The sequence below is a fragment of the Mycobacterium sp. TY815 genome (assembly GCF_030755135.1).
Lineage (GTDB): Bacteria > Actinomycetota > Actinomycetes > Mycobacteriales > Mycobacteriaceae > Mycobacterium.
Window position 1 is genome coordinate 187,394 of record NZ_JAUFRX010000003.1, and the last position, 14,846, is coordinate 202,239.

The window sequence follows — 14,846 nt, forward strand, 5'->3', positions numbered from 1 at the left end:
CCGTCCTCGTGTGTCGTCTAGGGGTGCACCGGAGTGTCGCCGTGCCATTCGTAGATCTGGGCGCCGCCGTTGTCGTAGATCATGGTCCAGTACGGCGACTTGTCCAGAAAATATAGTCCGTCGGGAACTTTGAACCCTCGGATCGTCGGGCCGCTGGCCAGGACGTAGCGGATGTTGAGGGCCTTGATCGCCTCCACCACCCGAGGATCGGAGTCGCCCTTCTTGGCGTACGCCCAGAAGATGTAGCGGTGGTAGCCGGGGCCCATCTGCACGGGATAGTCGTAGTGGGTCCACAGCGGATGCAGACCGGCCACCGCGTACATCCACGAGGTGCCGTCGACGTTGGAATTGCCGATCATCGTGTCGCGGGCACCCGGCAGTTTCGCCAGGTAAGCCATGGCTTCGAGGTCGCGTTGGTCGACGATGATCGAGTCGTACTTGTCACCGAACAGGAACCGGTGCCGGGGGAAGTAGTGCCACGCACTGGCCAGGCTGATGCCGATCAGCAGCACCGCGGTGGCCGCCGCCCAGAAGCGCGACGGCATCGGCTTTCGCGGCTGCACGAACCGCTTCACCAGGGCTACCGCCGCCGCTACCAGCGTCACCAGCGCGACGGCCGCCATCAGGTTGAACAGCGGGGTCGTGGCCGCGGCGATGCGGCGCGGGTCCTTGTAAAAGAACTCGCCGACCGCCCCGGCCACCCGGCCCAACGGACCCCACAGGGGAGTGCCCGCATCGACGTTGATCACGATGAACAGCAGCCACACGGCCAGCGGCCACCACATCTTCTTGGCCAGCATGACGAACCCGCCGACGGCGCACAGGAAGCTCAGTCCCCATTGGTAGGGGAAGTCGTTGAGATGCCGTGAGTGCATGAACACGGCGTCGAACAGGCCGTGTCGCTTGCTGAGATACGTCAGGAAGGAGTGCCCGGCGATGATGTCTTCTTGCTGCGTGACGCTCAGGAACTGCGGCAGCATGATCAGCCCGGAGGCCAGCCCGACGCCGGCCAGCACCGCGAAGTCGCGGACTCGGCCACGCACCGGGTGCCACAGTGCCTCGAAGAGCCACCAGGCGCCCACCAGGATGACCGTGATGATGCCGCCGGTGATGTGCACAGAGAAGACGCCGACGAGCCCCAGGATGGCCACCGGGATGCGGTCCCGGTGTTGCAGCGTCGACGTGATCAGGGCCATGGCCGGGATGGCGACGCCGTAGGCCGCCAGGTTGGGCATTGCCGCGGTGTCGAACTCGACGTAGGGCACCGCCGTGAACGACGCCGAGAGCGCTGCGGCGGTGGCGGCGGTGACCGCGGTGCGCCATTCGGTGGTGTGGGTGCGCAGGGCGCGCCAGGTAAGTACGGCCGCGCTGACCGGGAATAGCCAGATCGCCGCCGCCAGCGAGTTCAGCGTGTAGCCGGTGGCCGCGGCCGCGCCGGTCAGCTGGCAGAAGACGGCGGTCAGGGCGTGGAAGACCGAGGGGTAATAGAGCACCGCATGGGTCTCGACATTGCGCAGCTCGCCCATGTGGGTGGACGACGCCTGGCCGACGTCGAGGATCCAGCGCACTTCGTTGGCATGCCACACCGCGTCCCACGTGCTCGGGATGGATTGCCAGTGCGGGATGCCGGTGAAGGCCGCCCAGCCGATCAGCACGACGCCCAACAGCACACCGGCCGCGACGACGATCGCCGGGCCGGGGTTGATCGCGCGTGCTTCGGCCTGTTTGTCCCGGAACCGGGCCAGCAGCAGCTGCAGCACGGTGGCCAGCACGCAGACGACGGCCAGCGCCGCCAGCGCCGTCCACCCGTTCCACGGGATGCCGAGCGCTCCGTAAGGGATGATCGCCAGCGCCACGACGCCGTACGTCAGCGCTGGTCCGGCCGCAATGGCGATCGGCCAGTTCAACTGCGCGATACGTGCGACGATGGCACCCGGTGCGATCAGCAGTACCAATGCGATCAGCGTTCCGAAGCACAAGCTCACTCGACTAGTATGGCTGCCCGGGTGAGTTGACTCGGGAGGCCGGTAACGGCTGGAACGTCTATGGCGCACCCGCTACCGACACCCATTTGTGGAATTTGCGTTAGCTCTAAGGTGGCTGGCATGGCCTACGACGTCGCCCGGGTGCGCGGACTGCACCCGTCGCTCGGTGACGGATGGGTGCACTTCGATGCGCCGACAGGCATGCTCATTCCGGATTCCGTGGCAACCACGGTGTCCACGGCGTTCCGTCGGTCCGGCGCCAGCACCGCTGGGGCGCACCCGTCGGCGCGGCGCAGCGCCGCGGTCCTGGAAGCGGCCCGCGAGGCGGTCGCCGATCTGGTCAACGCCGACCCCAGCGGTGTCGTGTTGGGTGCCGATCGTGCCGTGCTGCTTGCCTCGCTCGCCGAGGCTTCGTCCGCCCGCGCCGGCCTGGGGTACGAGGTCGTCGTCAGCCGGCTGGACGACGAGGCGAACATCGCCCCGTGGCTGCGCGCCTCCCATCGCTACGGCGCCAAGGTCAAGTGGGCCGAGGTCGACATCGAGACCGGCGAGCTGCCGACCTGGCAGTGGGAAAGCCTGATCAACAAGTCCACCCGGCTGGTCGCCGTCACGTCGGCGTCCGGCACGCTGGGCGCCGTCACCGACCTGCGGGCGATGACGAAGCTCGCGCACGATGTGGGTGCCCTGGTGGTGGTCGACCATTCCGCCGCCGCGCCCTACCGGCTGATCGACATCAAAGAGACCGAAGCCGACGTGGTGGCGGTGAACGCCGTGAATTGGGGCGGGCCGCCGATCGGAGCGATGGTGTTCCGCGAGCCGGCGCTGATCAACACCTTCAGCTCGGTCTCCACCAACCCGTACGCCACCGGACCCGAGCGGCTGGAGGTGGGCGGACACCAGTTCGGTTTGCTGGCCGGCGTTGTCGCCAGCATCGAGTACCTCGCCTCGCTCGACGAGTCGGCCCGCGGCAACCGGCGGGAGCGCCTGTCGGTGTCGACGCAGTCCGCGTCGGCATACCTGAACCGGATCTACGACTACCTGATGGTGTCGCTGCGGTCACTTCCGCTGGTGATCCTGCTGGGCCGCCCGGAATCGCGGATACCGGTGATCAGCTTCGCCGTCAACGAGGTTCCCGCCGACCGGGTGGTGCAGCGGCTGGCGGACAACGGGATTCTGGCCATCGCGAACGCGAGTTCCCGAGTGCTGGACGTGCTGGGCGTCAACGACATTGGCGGCGCGGTGACCGTCGGCTTGGCGCACTACTCGACGATGGCCGAAGTCGACCAACTGGTGCGCGCGCTGGCGTCGCTGGGCTGAATTTCGACCAGCGCTACACCGTCAGCAGGATTTTCCCGAACGTCTCGCCCGACTGCAGCAGGCGGTGAGCTTCGGCCGCTTCCTGGATCGGCAGGCGCCTGCCGATGATCGGCCGCACTCGCTGGCTGGCGAACATCGGCCACACCGACGTCGTGACCGCGTCGACGATGGCGCTCTTGCTGTTGGGCCCGCTGACCGGACGGGCGCGCAGCGTGGTGCCGATGACGCGGGCGCGTTTGGCCATGAGTTTGCCGATGTTCAGTTCGGCCTTCACTCCGCCCTGCATGCCGATGATCACTAGCTGCCCGTCGGTGGCCAGGGCGTCGATGTTGCGGTCCAGATAGGCCGCACCCATGATGTCGAGGATCACGTCCGCGCCCCTGGTCTCCTGCATCAGCCGGGCGACGAAGTCCTCGTCCCGGTAGGAGATGGCGATCTCGGCCCCCAGGTCCCGGCACATGGCCAGCTTCTCCGCGGAGCCGGCGGTGGCCGCCACCCGGGCGCCCAGCGCGCGCGCCACCTGGATCGCGTGGCTGCCGATGCCGCTGGCTCCGCCGTGCAGCAGCACCACCTGGCCGGGGCCCAGGTGCGCCGTCATCACCAGGTTGGACCAGACCGTGCAGGCCACTTCCGGGACGCCCGCGGCGTCGATGACGTCCAGCGGCGCCGGTATCGGCATCACCTGTCCGGCCGGGGCGGCGACGTACTCCGCATATCCGCCACCGGCCAACAGCGCGCAAACCTCTTGTCCAACAGACCATTTCGTCACATCGGCGCCCACGTCGGCGATGGTCCCGCTGACTTCCATGCCGATGGTCTCGCTCGCCCCCGGGGGCGGCGGGTACTTGCCCGCGGCCTGCAGCACGTCGGCTCGATTGACGCCCGCGGCCGCGACCTTGATCAGTACCTCACCCGGCCCGGCGGATACGTCGGGAACGTCTTGCCAGAGCAGCCGCTCGGCGGTTTCGGCGACGATGGCGCGCATGCTGGCCACGCTACAAGCACCGCTACCCTTATCTGCGGTGGCGTGGCAGAGCGGCCTAATGCACTCGCCTTGAAAGCGAGAGACGGCTAAAACCGTCCGGGGGTTCAAATCCCTCCGCCACCGCTCACCTGACTGCGTTGACCCTGCGCAGAGGGCGAAGTATCACGAGTACCGGCCGCCCTGGGCGCAGACTCAAGCCCCAGGACTCAAAGCCTCCTCAGTGCAGCGTCGGCGCGTACCGCAGCACCGCCGCCACACCGTCGTCCGGCGCGATCCGCTCATCGGTGCGCACCAGCGCCGCCCCGACCGCCACCGCGAACATCGGCAGCGCCTCATCGGCGCGCAGCGTCTTGGTGGGTGCGGCGCCTTGCTCGGACAGCACGTCCGCATTGGGCGCCACGGTCGTGAGCCCTTCGTCCGCGACCACCGTGGCGTCCCCGATCTCGCCGACAATCAGCGTTTCCACCGCGCCCTGGCGCAGTGCAGAGCACACGGCGTCCAGGCCCTGCGCGGCACGTCCGGACTGCCGGCCCAGCTCTGCATCGAAACGCTGTGCGGCGTAATCGATTTCGCGGAGACGTCGCTTGCTGAACCAGGCGTCGATGTGGCTCTGTACTTCGGCGGGCTCGTATCCGCTGTTTCGGGCGCCCACCTCCAGCGGCACCGCGCGGTCGCGCACCCGCTCGGCGAATGCCTTCATCAAGTCGGAGCGTGAGCGCACCTCGCCGACCACGAACACCGCGTCGGCCGTCATCGCATCCACCAACTCGGCGGCGCGATCGGCCACCGCGCGGATGTTTTTGCGGGCTGCCTCGTCCGTGCGTCGTTGAGCGTCGCCGTATCCGGCGGATTCGGCGCCCGAGGCCTTGTGGACCTGATAGCCGCCCCCGTCGACCGCCTCCGCCTCCAACACGCCGTCGACGTGGGTGGTGATGTCGGCGCCCGCGTGATCGACCTCAACCAGCAGGTAGGCGGGCGTCAGGAAGCCGTGCTCGACGATCGGGACGATGTACGGCAGCTCCGAGACCCGGACCACCGTCGTCGCGGTCGGACGCAGCAGGTGCTCGTTGACGACGACGCCGTCGGCGCCGGCGACGACGCCGCGGCCGCTCCAGCCGACGGGAGGCCGCAGTAGCACCGCGCGCTCGATCTCGGCGGTCAGCGCTTCGGTGACGCCCTGTCTGTCGAGCTGCTCACGCAATGCCTGCCACTTGAGCTCGAGTTGTTGGTCGGCGTCGGGTGTGTTGTGTGTGTCTTCGAAGTACACCGATACGAATGGGCCGGGCGTGTCCAGGAGCTGACGAAAACGTTCCGATTCCATCCATAGGTGTTGCCCGCCGAACTACCCGGCAAAACGCCTTCAGCGCGACGGGATGGTCGCCGCGATGGTGTCCATCAACGCCTTGTAACGCTTGAGTTCGGGGTCCTTCCCGGGCTTTCCGCTGCTGATCAGGCCGGCGGCCATGTCACGCGCCGGGTCCGCCCAGATCGCGATGTTGGCCAGTCCGAGGTTGCCGAACGCCTGTGGTGCGTGCCGGCCGAACGGGCCGAACCGGTCGGTGCCCAGCATGTACCCGGTGCCCCAGCGGGCCGGCATCAGCCCGACCGCGACGTCGGGCCGCAGCCTGCGGCATTCCTGCACCGCGCCGTACATCCGTTCCTGGCTCATGATGCGCACCCCGTCCAGTTCGCCTCCGCGACGCCAGATTTCGGCGAACCGGGACAGCTCGTCCGCGGTGGAGATGGTGTTGGACGAGGGCACCACGGTGGAGAGGAAGGCCGGGGTGTTCGTGTACGGGATGATCTCGTGCACGGTGCCGCCGATCGCCTTGCGGAAGATCGCTGCGATGGCCGGCGGGAGCGGCTTGCCGGTCGGCTGGCTGGGCGCGACCAGCGGGATGTCCTGGGGCGCGACGCCGAAGTTGGTCCACCGGAAGCCGAGCGGGTCCAGGATTTCGGTGGCCAGGATTTCCCGGATGTCTTTGCCGGCGGCCGCGTAGACGATTTCCCGCAGGAGCGGCCCCCAGGTCAGCGCGTGATACATGTGCATGCGGCCGGGCGGGTACAGCGGCCGCAGCTTGCCGAGTTGCTCCTGCGCGTACTCGTGGTCGTCGGCGCGGCGCAAGTCAGGCTTGGGGCCGGTGGGGAACGGGACTCCCGCGCTGTGGGTGAGCACGTGCCGGATCGTCGTCCGGTCCTTGCCGTGGCTGGTGTAGCTGGGGATGTATTCGCAGACACGGTCGTCGAGCGCGAAGACGCCCTGCTCGACCAGCATGTGCACCACGGTCGCGGTAATCCCCTTAGCCGCCGAGTACACGCAGAACGGAGTGCCGGTGGTGACAGGGATCTTCTCGGCGTCAGGCTCGTCGGTGGGCGCATTGCCCCAGCCGTGGCCGATCGCCCGGTTCAGCACGACCGTCCCGTTGCGCCGGATGCAGAGCTGGATAGCGGGATGCAGTCCGGCCTGGTACCAGTGCCGTACGGCCTGCCAGATGCGTTCGACGGCGTCCCGGCCGATTTCGGAGTGGTCTTCTTCGCCGATCGCCGTCACGGTGTCCAGGTCGGCCGGCACACGAATCCGGCCATCGGGTGTAGAGGTCATTGTCGACAGCCTAACTTTGAGGGCATGGCCGGCCGCTCACGCTATGTCGAGGTGAAGCTGCTCGTCTTCGGTGCCTACTCGGTGGCGCTGGGCCTGTTCATGATCCTGGGATCAATGATCTCGACCGGGTGGCTGGCCGGTGCCCTGTGGCGCAGCGCTACTCGCCGGTGAACTGTGGCGGCCGCTTGGCGAATGTCGCCGAAATGCCTTCGGTCAGGTCCTTCGACGGCAGGAACGCGGCGTTCCAGGCGGCGACGTAGCGCAAGCTTTCCGACACCGCCGAGGTGCGCTGCTGGTCGAGTACATCCTTGATGCCGTGCACGGTCAGCGGCGGGTTGGCGGCGATCTCGGCGGCGGTGGCGTGGGCCGCCGCGAGCGTGGCCTCGGCGTCGTCGTAGACGTCGTTGACCAGACCGATCTTCTCGGCGCGGGCCGCGTCGATGTCCTTGCCGGTCAGCGCGAGTTCACGCAGGTGCCCGTCGTTGAGGATGAGCGGCAGGCGGGCGAGGCTGCCGACGTCGGCGACGATGGCCAGTTTGACCTCACGAACCGAGAACTTCGCGTCGGCGCTGGCATAGCGGATGTCGACCGCCGAGATCAGGTCGACACCGCCGCCGATGCACCACCCGTGCACCGAGGCGATCGTCGGGGTGCGGCAGTCGGCGATAGCGGTGATGGCGCCCTGCATGCGCTTGACCTCGCGATGGAAGACGGCACGCGGGCCGGCCAGCGCTTCACCGGACAGCAACGGGGTGAACGACCCGCCCATGGCCGGCACGTCCAGGCCGTAGCTGAAGTTCCGCCCGGACCCGGTGATGACGATGGCGCGCACGTCGGGATCGGCGTCCAGGGTCGCGAAGACATCCGGCATCTCCGACCAGAAGGCGGGCCCCATGGCGTTGCCCTTGCCCGGGCCGATCAGGGTCACCTGCGCAATGTGGTCCTTGATCTCGACGGTGACTGATTCGTATGTTTCGCCCATATCGAGACCGTAGCGTGGCTGGTATGCCCGACGACTTGGTGCCCGGCCCCGAATCCCCGCCTACCGACGAGCTGCGCAGCGCCGAATTGACCCTGGGCGTGCTGCAGCAGGTGCTGCATACCGTCGCCGGTTCGGACAAGTCCAAGCAGACGCCGTGCTCGGAGTACAACGTCAAGGATCTCACCGCGCACCTGATCAGATCGATCACCAGCCTGGGCGGCATGGTCGGCGCGCAGTTCACGGTGCCACAGGACACCGAGTCGGTGGAGCAGCTGGTCGTCAGCACCGCACGTCCGGCATTGGACGCCTGGCACAGGCACGGCCTGGATGGTGAGGTCGCGTTCGGGGGCGGGTCGATGCCCGCGCGGGTTGCCGTCGCCGTCTTCTCCCTCGAATTCCTGGTGCACGCCTGGGATTACGCCCGCGCCGTCGGGCATGACGTCGAGGCCCCGGACTCACTGGCGGAGTATGTGCTCGGGTTGGCGCACGCCGTGATCAGGCCGGAACAACGCGGCGCGGCCGGATTCGACGACCCGGTCGAGGTGCCCGAGGATGCGGACCCACTGACGCGGCTGATCGCTTTCACCGGCCGCAATCCCGCTTAGCCCGGCCGCCCTCTTCGCCGAGTGTGCGGCCAGCTTCACGTTCGGCGCCCAGCGTGCGGCCAGCTTCACGCTCGCGCCAAGGTGAGGTCAGATCCAGCCGCGGGCGAACCGCAGCAGGGCGTCGTTCTCCTCCGCCGCGCCGATCGTGACGCGCACGCCGTCGGTGCCGTACTGCCGGAGGACGATCAGCGCGTCGGCGGCCCGCTGCACGAAGTCCGCGGTGCGATCGCCCAGCGGCAGCCAGACGAAGTTGGCCTGGGAGACCGGCAGCTCGAAGCCGGCATCACGCAGGGCCGCGCTGACCCGCCGGCGTTCGGCGACCACCGCGTTGGTGCGTTCGAGTAGTTCATCGGCGGCCTGCAGTGACGCGATGGCGGCGGCCTGCGAGACGCTGGTCGCGGTGAACGGGACGTAGACCTTGTCCAGCGCGGTGATCACCTCGGGGTGGCCGACGGCATAGCCGATCCGCAGGCCTGCCAGGCCGTACGCCTTGGAGAACGTGCGCAGGACCACCACGTTGTCGTGGGTGCTGACCAGGCCCAGGCTGTCGGGTGCCATGCCGTCGCGGATGTACTCGACGTAGGCCTCGTCGATGACGATCAGGATGTCCGGCGGTACGGCTTCGACGAAGCGGGTCAGCGCATCGGGTTCGACGACGGTGGAGGTCGGGTTGTTCGGGTTGCAGACGAAAATCAGCCGGGTGCGATCGGTGACCGCGGCCAGCATCGCATCGAGGTCGAAGGTGTGCTCGCGCAGCGGTATGGGGACCGGGGTGGCGCCGGCGACCTGCACCTGCGGCGGGTACAGCTCGAAGCTGCGCCAGCCGAACACCACCTCGTCGCCGGCCGCCGCGGTGATCTGGACGAGTTGCTGGCACAGGCTCACCGAGCCACAGCCGATGGCGACGTGCGCGGGCGTGAACTCGCGGCCCGCGGTCGACAGGTGCTCCGCCAGCACCCCTTTGAGCTGCACACAGCCGTTGTCGGGGTAACGGTTGATCAGGTCGGTCGCGTTCTGGATGGCCGCCTTGACGCTGGGCAGCGGGCCAAACACAGTTTCGTTGCTGGCCAACTTGATGGCGCCGGGCACGGTCTTGCCGGGAACGTAAACAGGCAGCCCGGCCAGCGCGGGCCGCAGGCGGGCGGTCACTTCGACAGCATATGTCGCGGCTGTGTACGCTATGCCTCCGGCGGCTTCGGTATCCGGGGTCGGGTACCCTTTGGAAGGCCATGGAGGCGTGCCAGAGCGGCCGAATGGGGCTCACTGCTAATGAGTTGTTCCCCTCAAAGGGAACCGGAGGTTCAAATCCTCTCGCCTCCGCCACGCACCACCAGCTAGACCACAACTGAACACAGGCGCCCGTAGCTCAACGGATAGAGCATCTGACTACGGATCAGAAGGTTAGGGGTTCGAATCCCTTCGGGCGCGCTTCGTGTGAACGCCCCGGCGCTTGGCCGGGGTTTTTCGTCGGCTCGGGCCCAGACGCCTGTCCAGGCTTTTTACAGCGCCGCCGTCAGATATAACGGTCATATAACGATTCGGCAGCCAGCAGATCTCAATGCTTGGTCTACCTGCGCATTTTCAATAGCATTCTCGGCATTCCAGACGTCGAAAAGCACGAAGGATGCCGTCTTGTCGTTCTTATTTGCACAGCCCCAGTTGCTGACAGAGGCGGCGTCGAATCTGGCCAGCCTCGGCTCGACGCTCGACGCGGCCAACGCCGCAGCGGCGATCCCCACCACGAGTGTGATGGCGGCCGGGGCCGACGAGGTATCGGCGGCGATGGCCAACGTGTTCGGCGCGCACGCCCAGCAGTATCAGGCGATGGGGGCGCAGGCCGCCAAGCTGCATGACCAGTTCGTCCAGGCGATGAACGCCTCGTCGAACGCCTACGCCACCGCCGAGGGCGCGAACGCCAAGCCGCTGCAGCCCGTCACCCAGTCGACGCCCGGCGCCACCACGCCGGTGCAGTCCCTGATCGGACCCGCCGGTGGCGCCGGCCTCGGGCCGGCGTCGGCGCGGGGCGGCAGGTCCATCGGATTGCTGCCCGGCAACCGCGGCGGGGTCGCGCCGGGCCGGGGTGCCGGTGCCGGCGCGGGCACGGTCCGGCCGGTCGCGGCGGCGCCGGTGGCCGGCACCGCGCCGATGGCCGGCAGACGAAACGGCTCGGGCGGCGCCTCCGGCGCCATCACTGCCGGTCGCCCGCGCAACGGCAGGTCGTTCGGCGAGGGTGGGCCCGGCGGTAGCGGCACCGAGCGCGACCTCGGTGCGCGCCGGCAGGAGACCCTCGCGCGCTAGTCCCGCGTCTCGATCATCGTCAGTGCCCGCTCGAACAGGTGCACCGTTGCGGCGTGCAGTTGATCGCCCACTTCCTTCTCGGCCTTGCCGGCGCAGGCGCGCGCCAGGGTGCCTTCGATGACGATGCCGAGCTTGAAGCAGGCCAGCACGGTGTACCAGGTGATGTGCGACAGATCGCGACTCGTGTTGGTGGCATAACGTTCCAGTAGCTCGCCGGTGCCGGCCAAGCCGTCGGTGCCGCCCAGGGCGTGGCTGAACACGCTCGACCCGTCGGACTGCCGCCAGGTGGCCAGCAGCCAGCCCAGGTCCAGCAGTGGGTCACCGATGGTGCTCATCTCCCAGTCGACGATCGCCACCACGTCCGGCCCGGTGCGGGAGAACATCACGTTGGCCGCGTGGTAGTCGCCGTGCATGATGCCGGGTGTCCACTGCGCCGGACGGTGGGTTTCCAGCCATCGGGACACGTCGTCGATGCCGGGGATGTCGGGACCGGGGTAGCCGTCGTACTCCTGGTAGGACTCCAGTTCCGAAAGCCAGCGCGGCACCTGGCGTTCCAGGAATCCGTCCGGCTTGCCGTAGTCGCCCAACCCGACGGCGACATGGTCGACGGCGCCGAGCTTGGCCAGCGCGTCGGCCATCGACAGCCCCATGCCGTAACGCACCTCGGGATTGGTGGTGTGCAACTCGGGCAGTCCTTCACCGGCGTTGAAACCCTCGATCGGCTCCATCAGGTAGAAGACCGCATCTCCGAGGACGTCGACGTCCTCGCAGGTGGCGATCAGCTGAGGGTGCGGCACGTCCGAGCCGGCCAGTGCGGCCAGCACCTTCGTCTCGCGCAGGATGACGGAATTGCTGCGAGGTCGTAGGTGCCGCGGCCCGCGGCGCAGCACGTAGGTCCGTCCGGACCGGGTGAAGCGCAGCATGACGTTCTGCGTCCCGCCGGTCACCGCGGTTACGTCCTGCAGCGGGCCCTCGCCAAGCCCCTGCCCGGACATCCACCGGGCGACGGCGTCCAGATCCACCCCGTTCATGCGGTCGCGCGCAGGGTGTAGCGGACGGTCTGTGCCCCGATCATGCCGTCGCGGAACACGAATGTGTCAACGCCGTCGTCGGCGCGCTGTTCGGCGACGATCTCGTCGAGGTCACCCGTGACGAGTGCCTTGCGGTGATGGGCGAAGACTTCTTGCGGCGTGCGTGCCATGCTGCTCCCTTGCAACCTGTAGACCCTCTGGGAAAAAGGGTAGGGGAGCGGCGTGCGGCCCCCGCGGCGGGAAGAATAGTTTGCGAAACTCACTACTTCTGGCGAGGGGACCGGCATGCCGCGCACTGACAACGACTCGTGGGAGATCACCCAAAGCGTCGGATCGACTGCGCTCGGCGTGGCCGCCGCCCGCGCCGCCGAAACCGAGAGCGAAAACCCGCTGATCCGGGACCCCTTCGCGCGGGTTTTCCTGGATGCCGTCGGCGACGGCATGTGGAGCCTCTACGCCGACCCGCGGTTGCTGGCGCAGGCATCCGAGATCGACCCGCAGGTGCAGGCGCGGGCACAGATGCTGGTCGACTTCATGGCGACGAGGACGGCGTTCTTCGACGAGTACTTCCTGTCGGCCGCGGACTCCGGGGTTCGCCAGGTGGTGATCCTGGCCGCCGGACTCGACGCCCGGGCGTGGCGGCTGCCCTGGCCAGCCGGCACTGTGGTCTACGAACTGGACCAGCCCAAGGTGCTGGAGTTCAAGACCGCCACTCTGGAACGGCACGGTGCCACCCCGACGGCGCAATTGGTCAATGTCCCGATCGACCTGCGTCAGGACTGGCCGCAGGCGTTGCAGGAAGCAGGGTTCGACCCGCAGCAACCGTCGGCCTGGTCCGCCGAGGGGTTAGTGCGCTACCTGCCCGCCCAAGCCCAGGATCTGCTCTTCGAGCGGATTGATGCACTCAGCGCACCGGGCAGCTGGTTGGCGTCCAACGTCCCCGGGGAGGGATTCATCGACCCGGATCTGGTGCAGCGCCAGCGGGAAGAGATGCAGCGCATGCGCGAGGTGGCGGCGCAAGTCACCGACGCCGACATGCCGGCCGTGGAAGACCTCTGGTACGCCGAGGAACGGACGGCGCTGCCCGAGTGGTTGCGTGATCGCGGCTGGCAGGCCTCGTCCGTCGACTTCGCCGGATTGATGGCGCGCTACGGCCGCAATGTCGCCGACGGTGCTGACGTCGCCACGCCGCCGACCCTGTTCGTTTCCGCGCAGCGGCCGAAATAGGAGTTCGCCGGGATTTACCCCCCACCTGGGGTGCCGCAGTTATCGTGCGCCCATGGTGTATCTCGCTGTGGTGCCGGACTTCATCAGTTCGGCGGTGACGGACCTGCAAGGAATCGGATCGGCGCTGTTTGCGGCAAACAATACCGCCTCGGGGCCGACGACCGCGGTGCTGGCTGCCGGCGCGGACGAAGTCTCGGCTGCGATCGCCGGTGTGTTCGCCGCCCACGCCCGGCACTACCAGGCAATAAGCATCGACGTCGGGGAATTCCATCAGCAGTTCGTGCGCTTGCTGGGCTCGGCGTCGTCGTCGTACGCGGCCGCCGAAGCGGCCAACGCCGGGCCATTGCAGCAAGCGCTCAACCTGATCAACCAACCAACCCAGGCGCTGTTCGGCCGTCCCCTGATCGGTGATGGCGTCGACGGCACGGCGGCCACACCGAACGGCAGCCCCGGCGGGTTGTTGTACGGCAACGGCGGCGATGGCTATTCGCAGACCGCGACCGGGGTCGCGGGCGGGGCGGGTGGTCCGGCCGGGTTGATCGGCAACGGTGGTCGGGGCGGCGCCGGCGGCAGCAACGCGGCCGGCGGCGAGGGCGGCCACGGCGGGTGGCTGTTCGGCAATGGCGGCGCCGGCGGCCAGGGCGGAGCGGGTGCGGCCGGGACCGGCATCTGTGCGCCCGGCAGCGGCGGCGCCGGAGGCGCCGGCGGCGCGGCCGGGCTGCTCGGTAGTGGTGGCGCCGGCGGCGCGGGCGGACTCGGTGGCAGTTCCGGCGTCGGTATCGCCGGAGCGCAAGAAGCGGGCAGCGGGGGCAACGGAGGCGCCGGCGGGCACGGCGGGTGGTTGTACGGAAACGGCGGAACCGGCGGTCTCGGTGGCAACGCCGGCAATCCTTACCTGGACGACGGCACCACCATCACAGTTGCTGCGGCGACTGCGGGTGTCGGAGGGCAGGGGGGTGCGGGTGGCGCCGCCGGCTTGTTCGGTGCGGGCGGAGCCGGTGGTGCTGGTGGCGCCGGCGGATTCCCCGGCCCGGACAACATCTTTGTTGTTCCGGGCACGCCCGCAATTGAAATCACCAACGGGCCGATGCCCGCGACCGTCGTCTACCAAGGCGTCGCCGGAGTCGGCGGCAATGGCGGAGCCGGGGGCGGCGGCGGCTGGTTGTACGGCCATGGTGGGGCCGGTGGCGCCGGCGGTGCCGGCGGACCTGGCACCTACATTCGCACGCCAATCACCCTGCAGGGGTCCACAGGTGGGACGGGCGGCATAGGCGGTGCGGGCGGTGCGGCCGGATTGCTCGGCGCCGGCGGACCTGGCGGGTCGGGGGGAACCGGCGGGCTCAGTGGAAATGTCAGTGGCGGGCCCGGAGGTGCCGGCGGCTCAGGCGGGCGCGGCGGAACCGTCTTCGGGGAGCGCGGCGCGGACGGAACGGCCGGCGTCGCCGGGACGTGAGCGGTCTCAGTAACGCGCGCGTCAAAATTCGCGAACAACGATGAAACCGAGTCACAGGGGGGTGCGCGTTGCCGGATCTAGTGGCAGCTCCCGGGGATGCCGGCGGCGGCATGGGATGTCCGGTGGGGCGTCCGGAGGCGCAGGCAGTGGCGGCGCGGCGGGAGTGTGCGGTGGCGGGCGGAGTGGGTGGCGTCGGCGGCACCGGCGGCTTGTGCGGGATTCTCAACCTCCCCGGCCGCCTCGGTGACGAGATACGTCGCCGCGGCATCCCAGAACTGCCTTCTAGTAACGCTTTTCACGTTGTCGGACAGTGATTGCGGACTGCTTCAAAAGGCTTTGACGTAGCGCGCCTCATCGGTAT

15 protein-coding genes and 3 tRNA genes are annotated in these 14,846 nt (G+C 68.5%); 10 read left to right on the forward strand and 8 right to left on the reverse strand.

The features are described 5' to 3' along the window. Positions 1-17: 17 nt before the first annotated feature. Positions 18-1,985 carry a DUF6541 family protein gene (locus tag QXK92_RS26605; RefSeq protein WP_306246806.1) on the reverse strand — a complete coding sequence of 656 codons (1,968 nt, stop codon included), beginning with the start codon at positions 1,983-1,985 and terminating at the stop codon, positions 18-20. A gap of 120 nt (positions 1,986-2,105) precedes the next feature. Between QXK92_RS26605 and QXK92_RS26610 the strand changes: the two genes are divergently transcribed. Then, entirely contained in the window at positions 2,106-3,302 is a 1,197-nt protein-coding gene (locus QXK92_RS26610) for a cysteine desulfurase-like protein (protein ID WP_306246808.1), read from the forward strand. A 13-nt stretch (positions 3,303-3,315) separates the two neighbouring features. Here QXK92_RS26610 and QXK92_RS26615 read toward each other — a convergent pair whose 3' ends face one another. Next, positions 3,316-4,287 carry an NAD(P)H-quinone oxidoreductase gene (locus tag QXK92_RS26615; protein WP_306246810.1) on the reverse strand — a complete coding sequence of 324 codons (972 nt, stop codon included), beginning with the start codon at positions 4,285-4,287 and terminating at the stop codon, positions 3,316-3,318. A gap of 36 nt (positions 4,288-4,323) precedes the next feature. On the opposite strand from QXK92_RS26615, the gene QXK92_RS26620 reads away from it, so the two are divergent. Beyond that, a tRNA-Ser gene (locus QXK92_RS26620) sits at positions 4,324-4,410 on the forward strand. Positions 4,411-4,504: 94 nt separating this feature from the next. On the opposite strand, the gene QXK92_RS26625 is transcribed toward QXK92_RS26620, so the two are convergent. Both QXK92_RS26625 and lipE read right to left on the reverse strand, forming a co-directional pair. Further along, positions 4,505-5,608 (reverse strand): hypothetical protein, encoded by a 1,104-nt coding sequence (locus tag QXK92_RS26625; RefSeq protein WP_306246812.1) that lies wholly within the window; start codon positions 5,606-5,608, stop codon positions 4,505-4,507. A 39-nt stretch (positions 5,609-5,647) separates the two neighbouring features. Next, positions 5,648-6,889 (reverse strand): lipase LipE, encoded by a 1,242-nt coding sequence (gene lipE / locus QXK92_RS26630; RefSeq protein ID WP_306246814.1) that lies wholly within the window; start codon positions 6,887-6,889, stop codon positions 5,648-5,650. 24 nt (positions 6,890-6,913) lie between these two features. Here lipE and QXK92_RS26635 point away from each other — a divergent pair, with 24 nt between their 5' ends. Continuing rightward, entirely contained in the window at positions 6,914-7,060 is a 147-nt protein-coding gene (locus tag QXK92_RS26635; protein WP_306246815.1) for a hypothetical protein, read from the forward strand. On the opposite strand, the gene QXK92_RS26640 is transcribed toward QXK92_RS26635, so the two are convergent. Continuing rightward, the gene (locus tag QXK92_RS26640) at positions 7,047-7,871 is read right to left on the reverse strand and encodes a crotonase/enoyl-CoA hydratase family protein (RefSeq protein WP_306246816.1); all 825 of its coding nucleotides are present in this window, start codon (positions 7,869-7,871) and stop codon (positions 7,047-7,049) included. The two genes, QXK92_RS26635 and QXK92_RS26640, sit on opposite strands and share 14 nt — an antisense overlap. 14 nt (positions 7,872-7,885) lie before the next feature. On the opposite strand from QXK92_RS26640, the gene QXK92_RS26645 reads away from it, so the two are divergent. Beyond that, positions 7,886-8,476 (forward strand): TIGR03086 family metal-binding protein, encoded by a 591-nt coding sequence (locus QXK92_RS26645; protein ID WP_306246817.1) that lies wholly within the window; start codon positions 7,886-7,888, stop codon positions 8,474-8,476. An 87-nt stretch (positions 8,477-8,563) separates the two neighbouring features. Here QXK92_RS26645 and QXK92_RS26650 read toward each other — a convergent pair whose 3' ends face one another. Then, positions 8,564-9,625 carry a pyridoxal phosphate-dependent aminotransferase gene (locus tag QXK92_RS26650; protein ID WP_306246819.1) on the reverse strand — a complete coding sequence of 354 codons (1,062 nt, stop codon included), beginning with the start codon at positions 9,623-9,625 and terminating at the stop codon, positions 8,564-8,566. 82 nt (positions 9,626-9,707) lie between these two features. Between QXK92_RS26650 and QXK92_RS26655 the strand changes: the two genes are divergently transcribed. The 3 genes from QXK92_RS26655 (at position 9,708) to QXK92_RS26665 (ending at position 10,774) form a co-directional block, all read left to right on the forward strand. Further along, a tRNA-Ser gene (locus tag QXK92_RS26655) sits at positions 9,708-9,799 on the forward strand. Between the two features lie 32 nt (positions 9,800-9,831). After that, positions 9,832-9,904 (forward strand) — tRNA-Arg (locus QXK92_RS26660). A gap of 204 nt (positions 9,905-10,108) precedes the next feature. Next, a complete protein-coding gene (locus tag QXK92_RS26665) occupies positions 10,109-10,774 on the forward strand; it encodes a PE family protein (RefSeq protein ID WP_306246822.1) in 666 nt (221 codons plus the stop codon). Here the strand turns inward: QXK92_RS26665 and QXK92_RS26670 are convergent. Then, positions 10,771-11,805: a phosphotransferase family protein gene (locus QXK92_RS26670; protein WP_306246824.1), complete on the reverse strand. Its 1,035-nt coding sequence runs from the start codon at positions 11,803-11,805 to the stop codon at positions 10,771-10,773. The genes QXK92_RS26665 and QXK92_RS26670 overlap by 4 nt on opposite strands. Next, a complete protein-coding gene (locus tag QXK92_RS26675) occupies positions 11,802-11,975 on the reverse strand; it encodes a hypothetical protein (RefSeq protein WP_306246826.1) in 174 nt (57 codons plus the stop codon). The genes QXK92_RS26670 and QXK92_RS26675 overlap by 4 nt, the downstream gene beginning before the upstream one ends. Positions 11,976-12,090: 115 nt before the next feature. Between QXK92_RS26675 and QXK92_RS26680 the strand changes: the two genes are divergently transcribed. From QXK92_RS26680 to QXK92_RS26695, 3 genes are all read left to right on the forward strand, one after another. Then, positions 12,091-13,032 (forward strand): class I SAM-dependent methyltransferase, encoded by a 942-nt coding sequence (locus QXK92_RS26680; RefSeq protein ID WP_306246828.1) that lies wholly within the window; start codon positions 12,091-12,093, stop codon positions 13,030-13,032. A 52-nt stretch (positions 13,033-13,084) separates the two neighbouring features. Then, positions 13,085-14,485, forward strand: coding sequence for a PE family protein (locus QXK92_RS34165; protein ID WP_371934604.1), 1,401 nt, complete (start codon positions 13,085-13,087; stop codon positions 14,483-14,485). Positions 14,486-14,553: 68 nt separating this feature from the next. After that, entirely contained in the window at positions 14,554-14,799 is a 246-nt protein-coding gene (locus QXK92_RS26695) for a hypothetical protein (RefSeq protein WP_306246830.1), read from the forward strand. Positions 14,800-14,846: the final 47 nt, after the last annotated feature.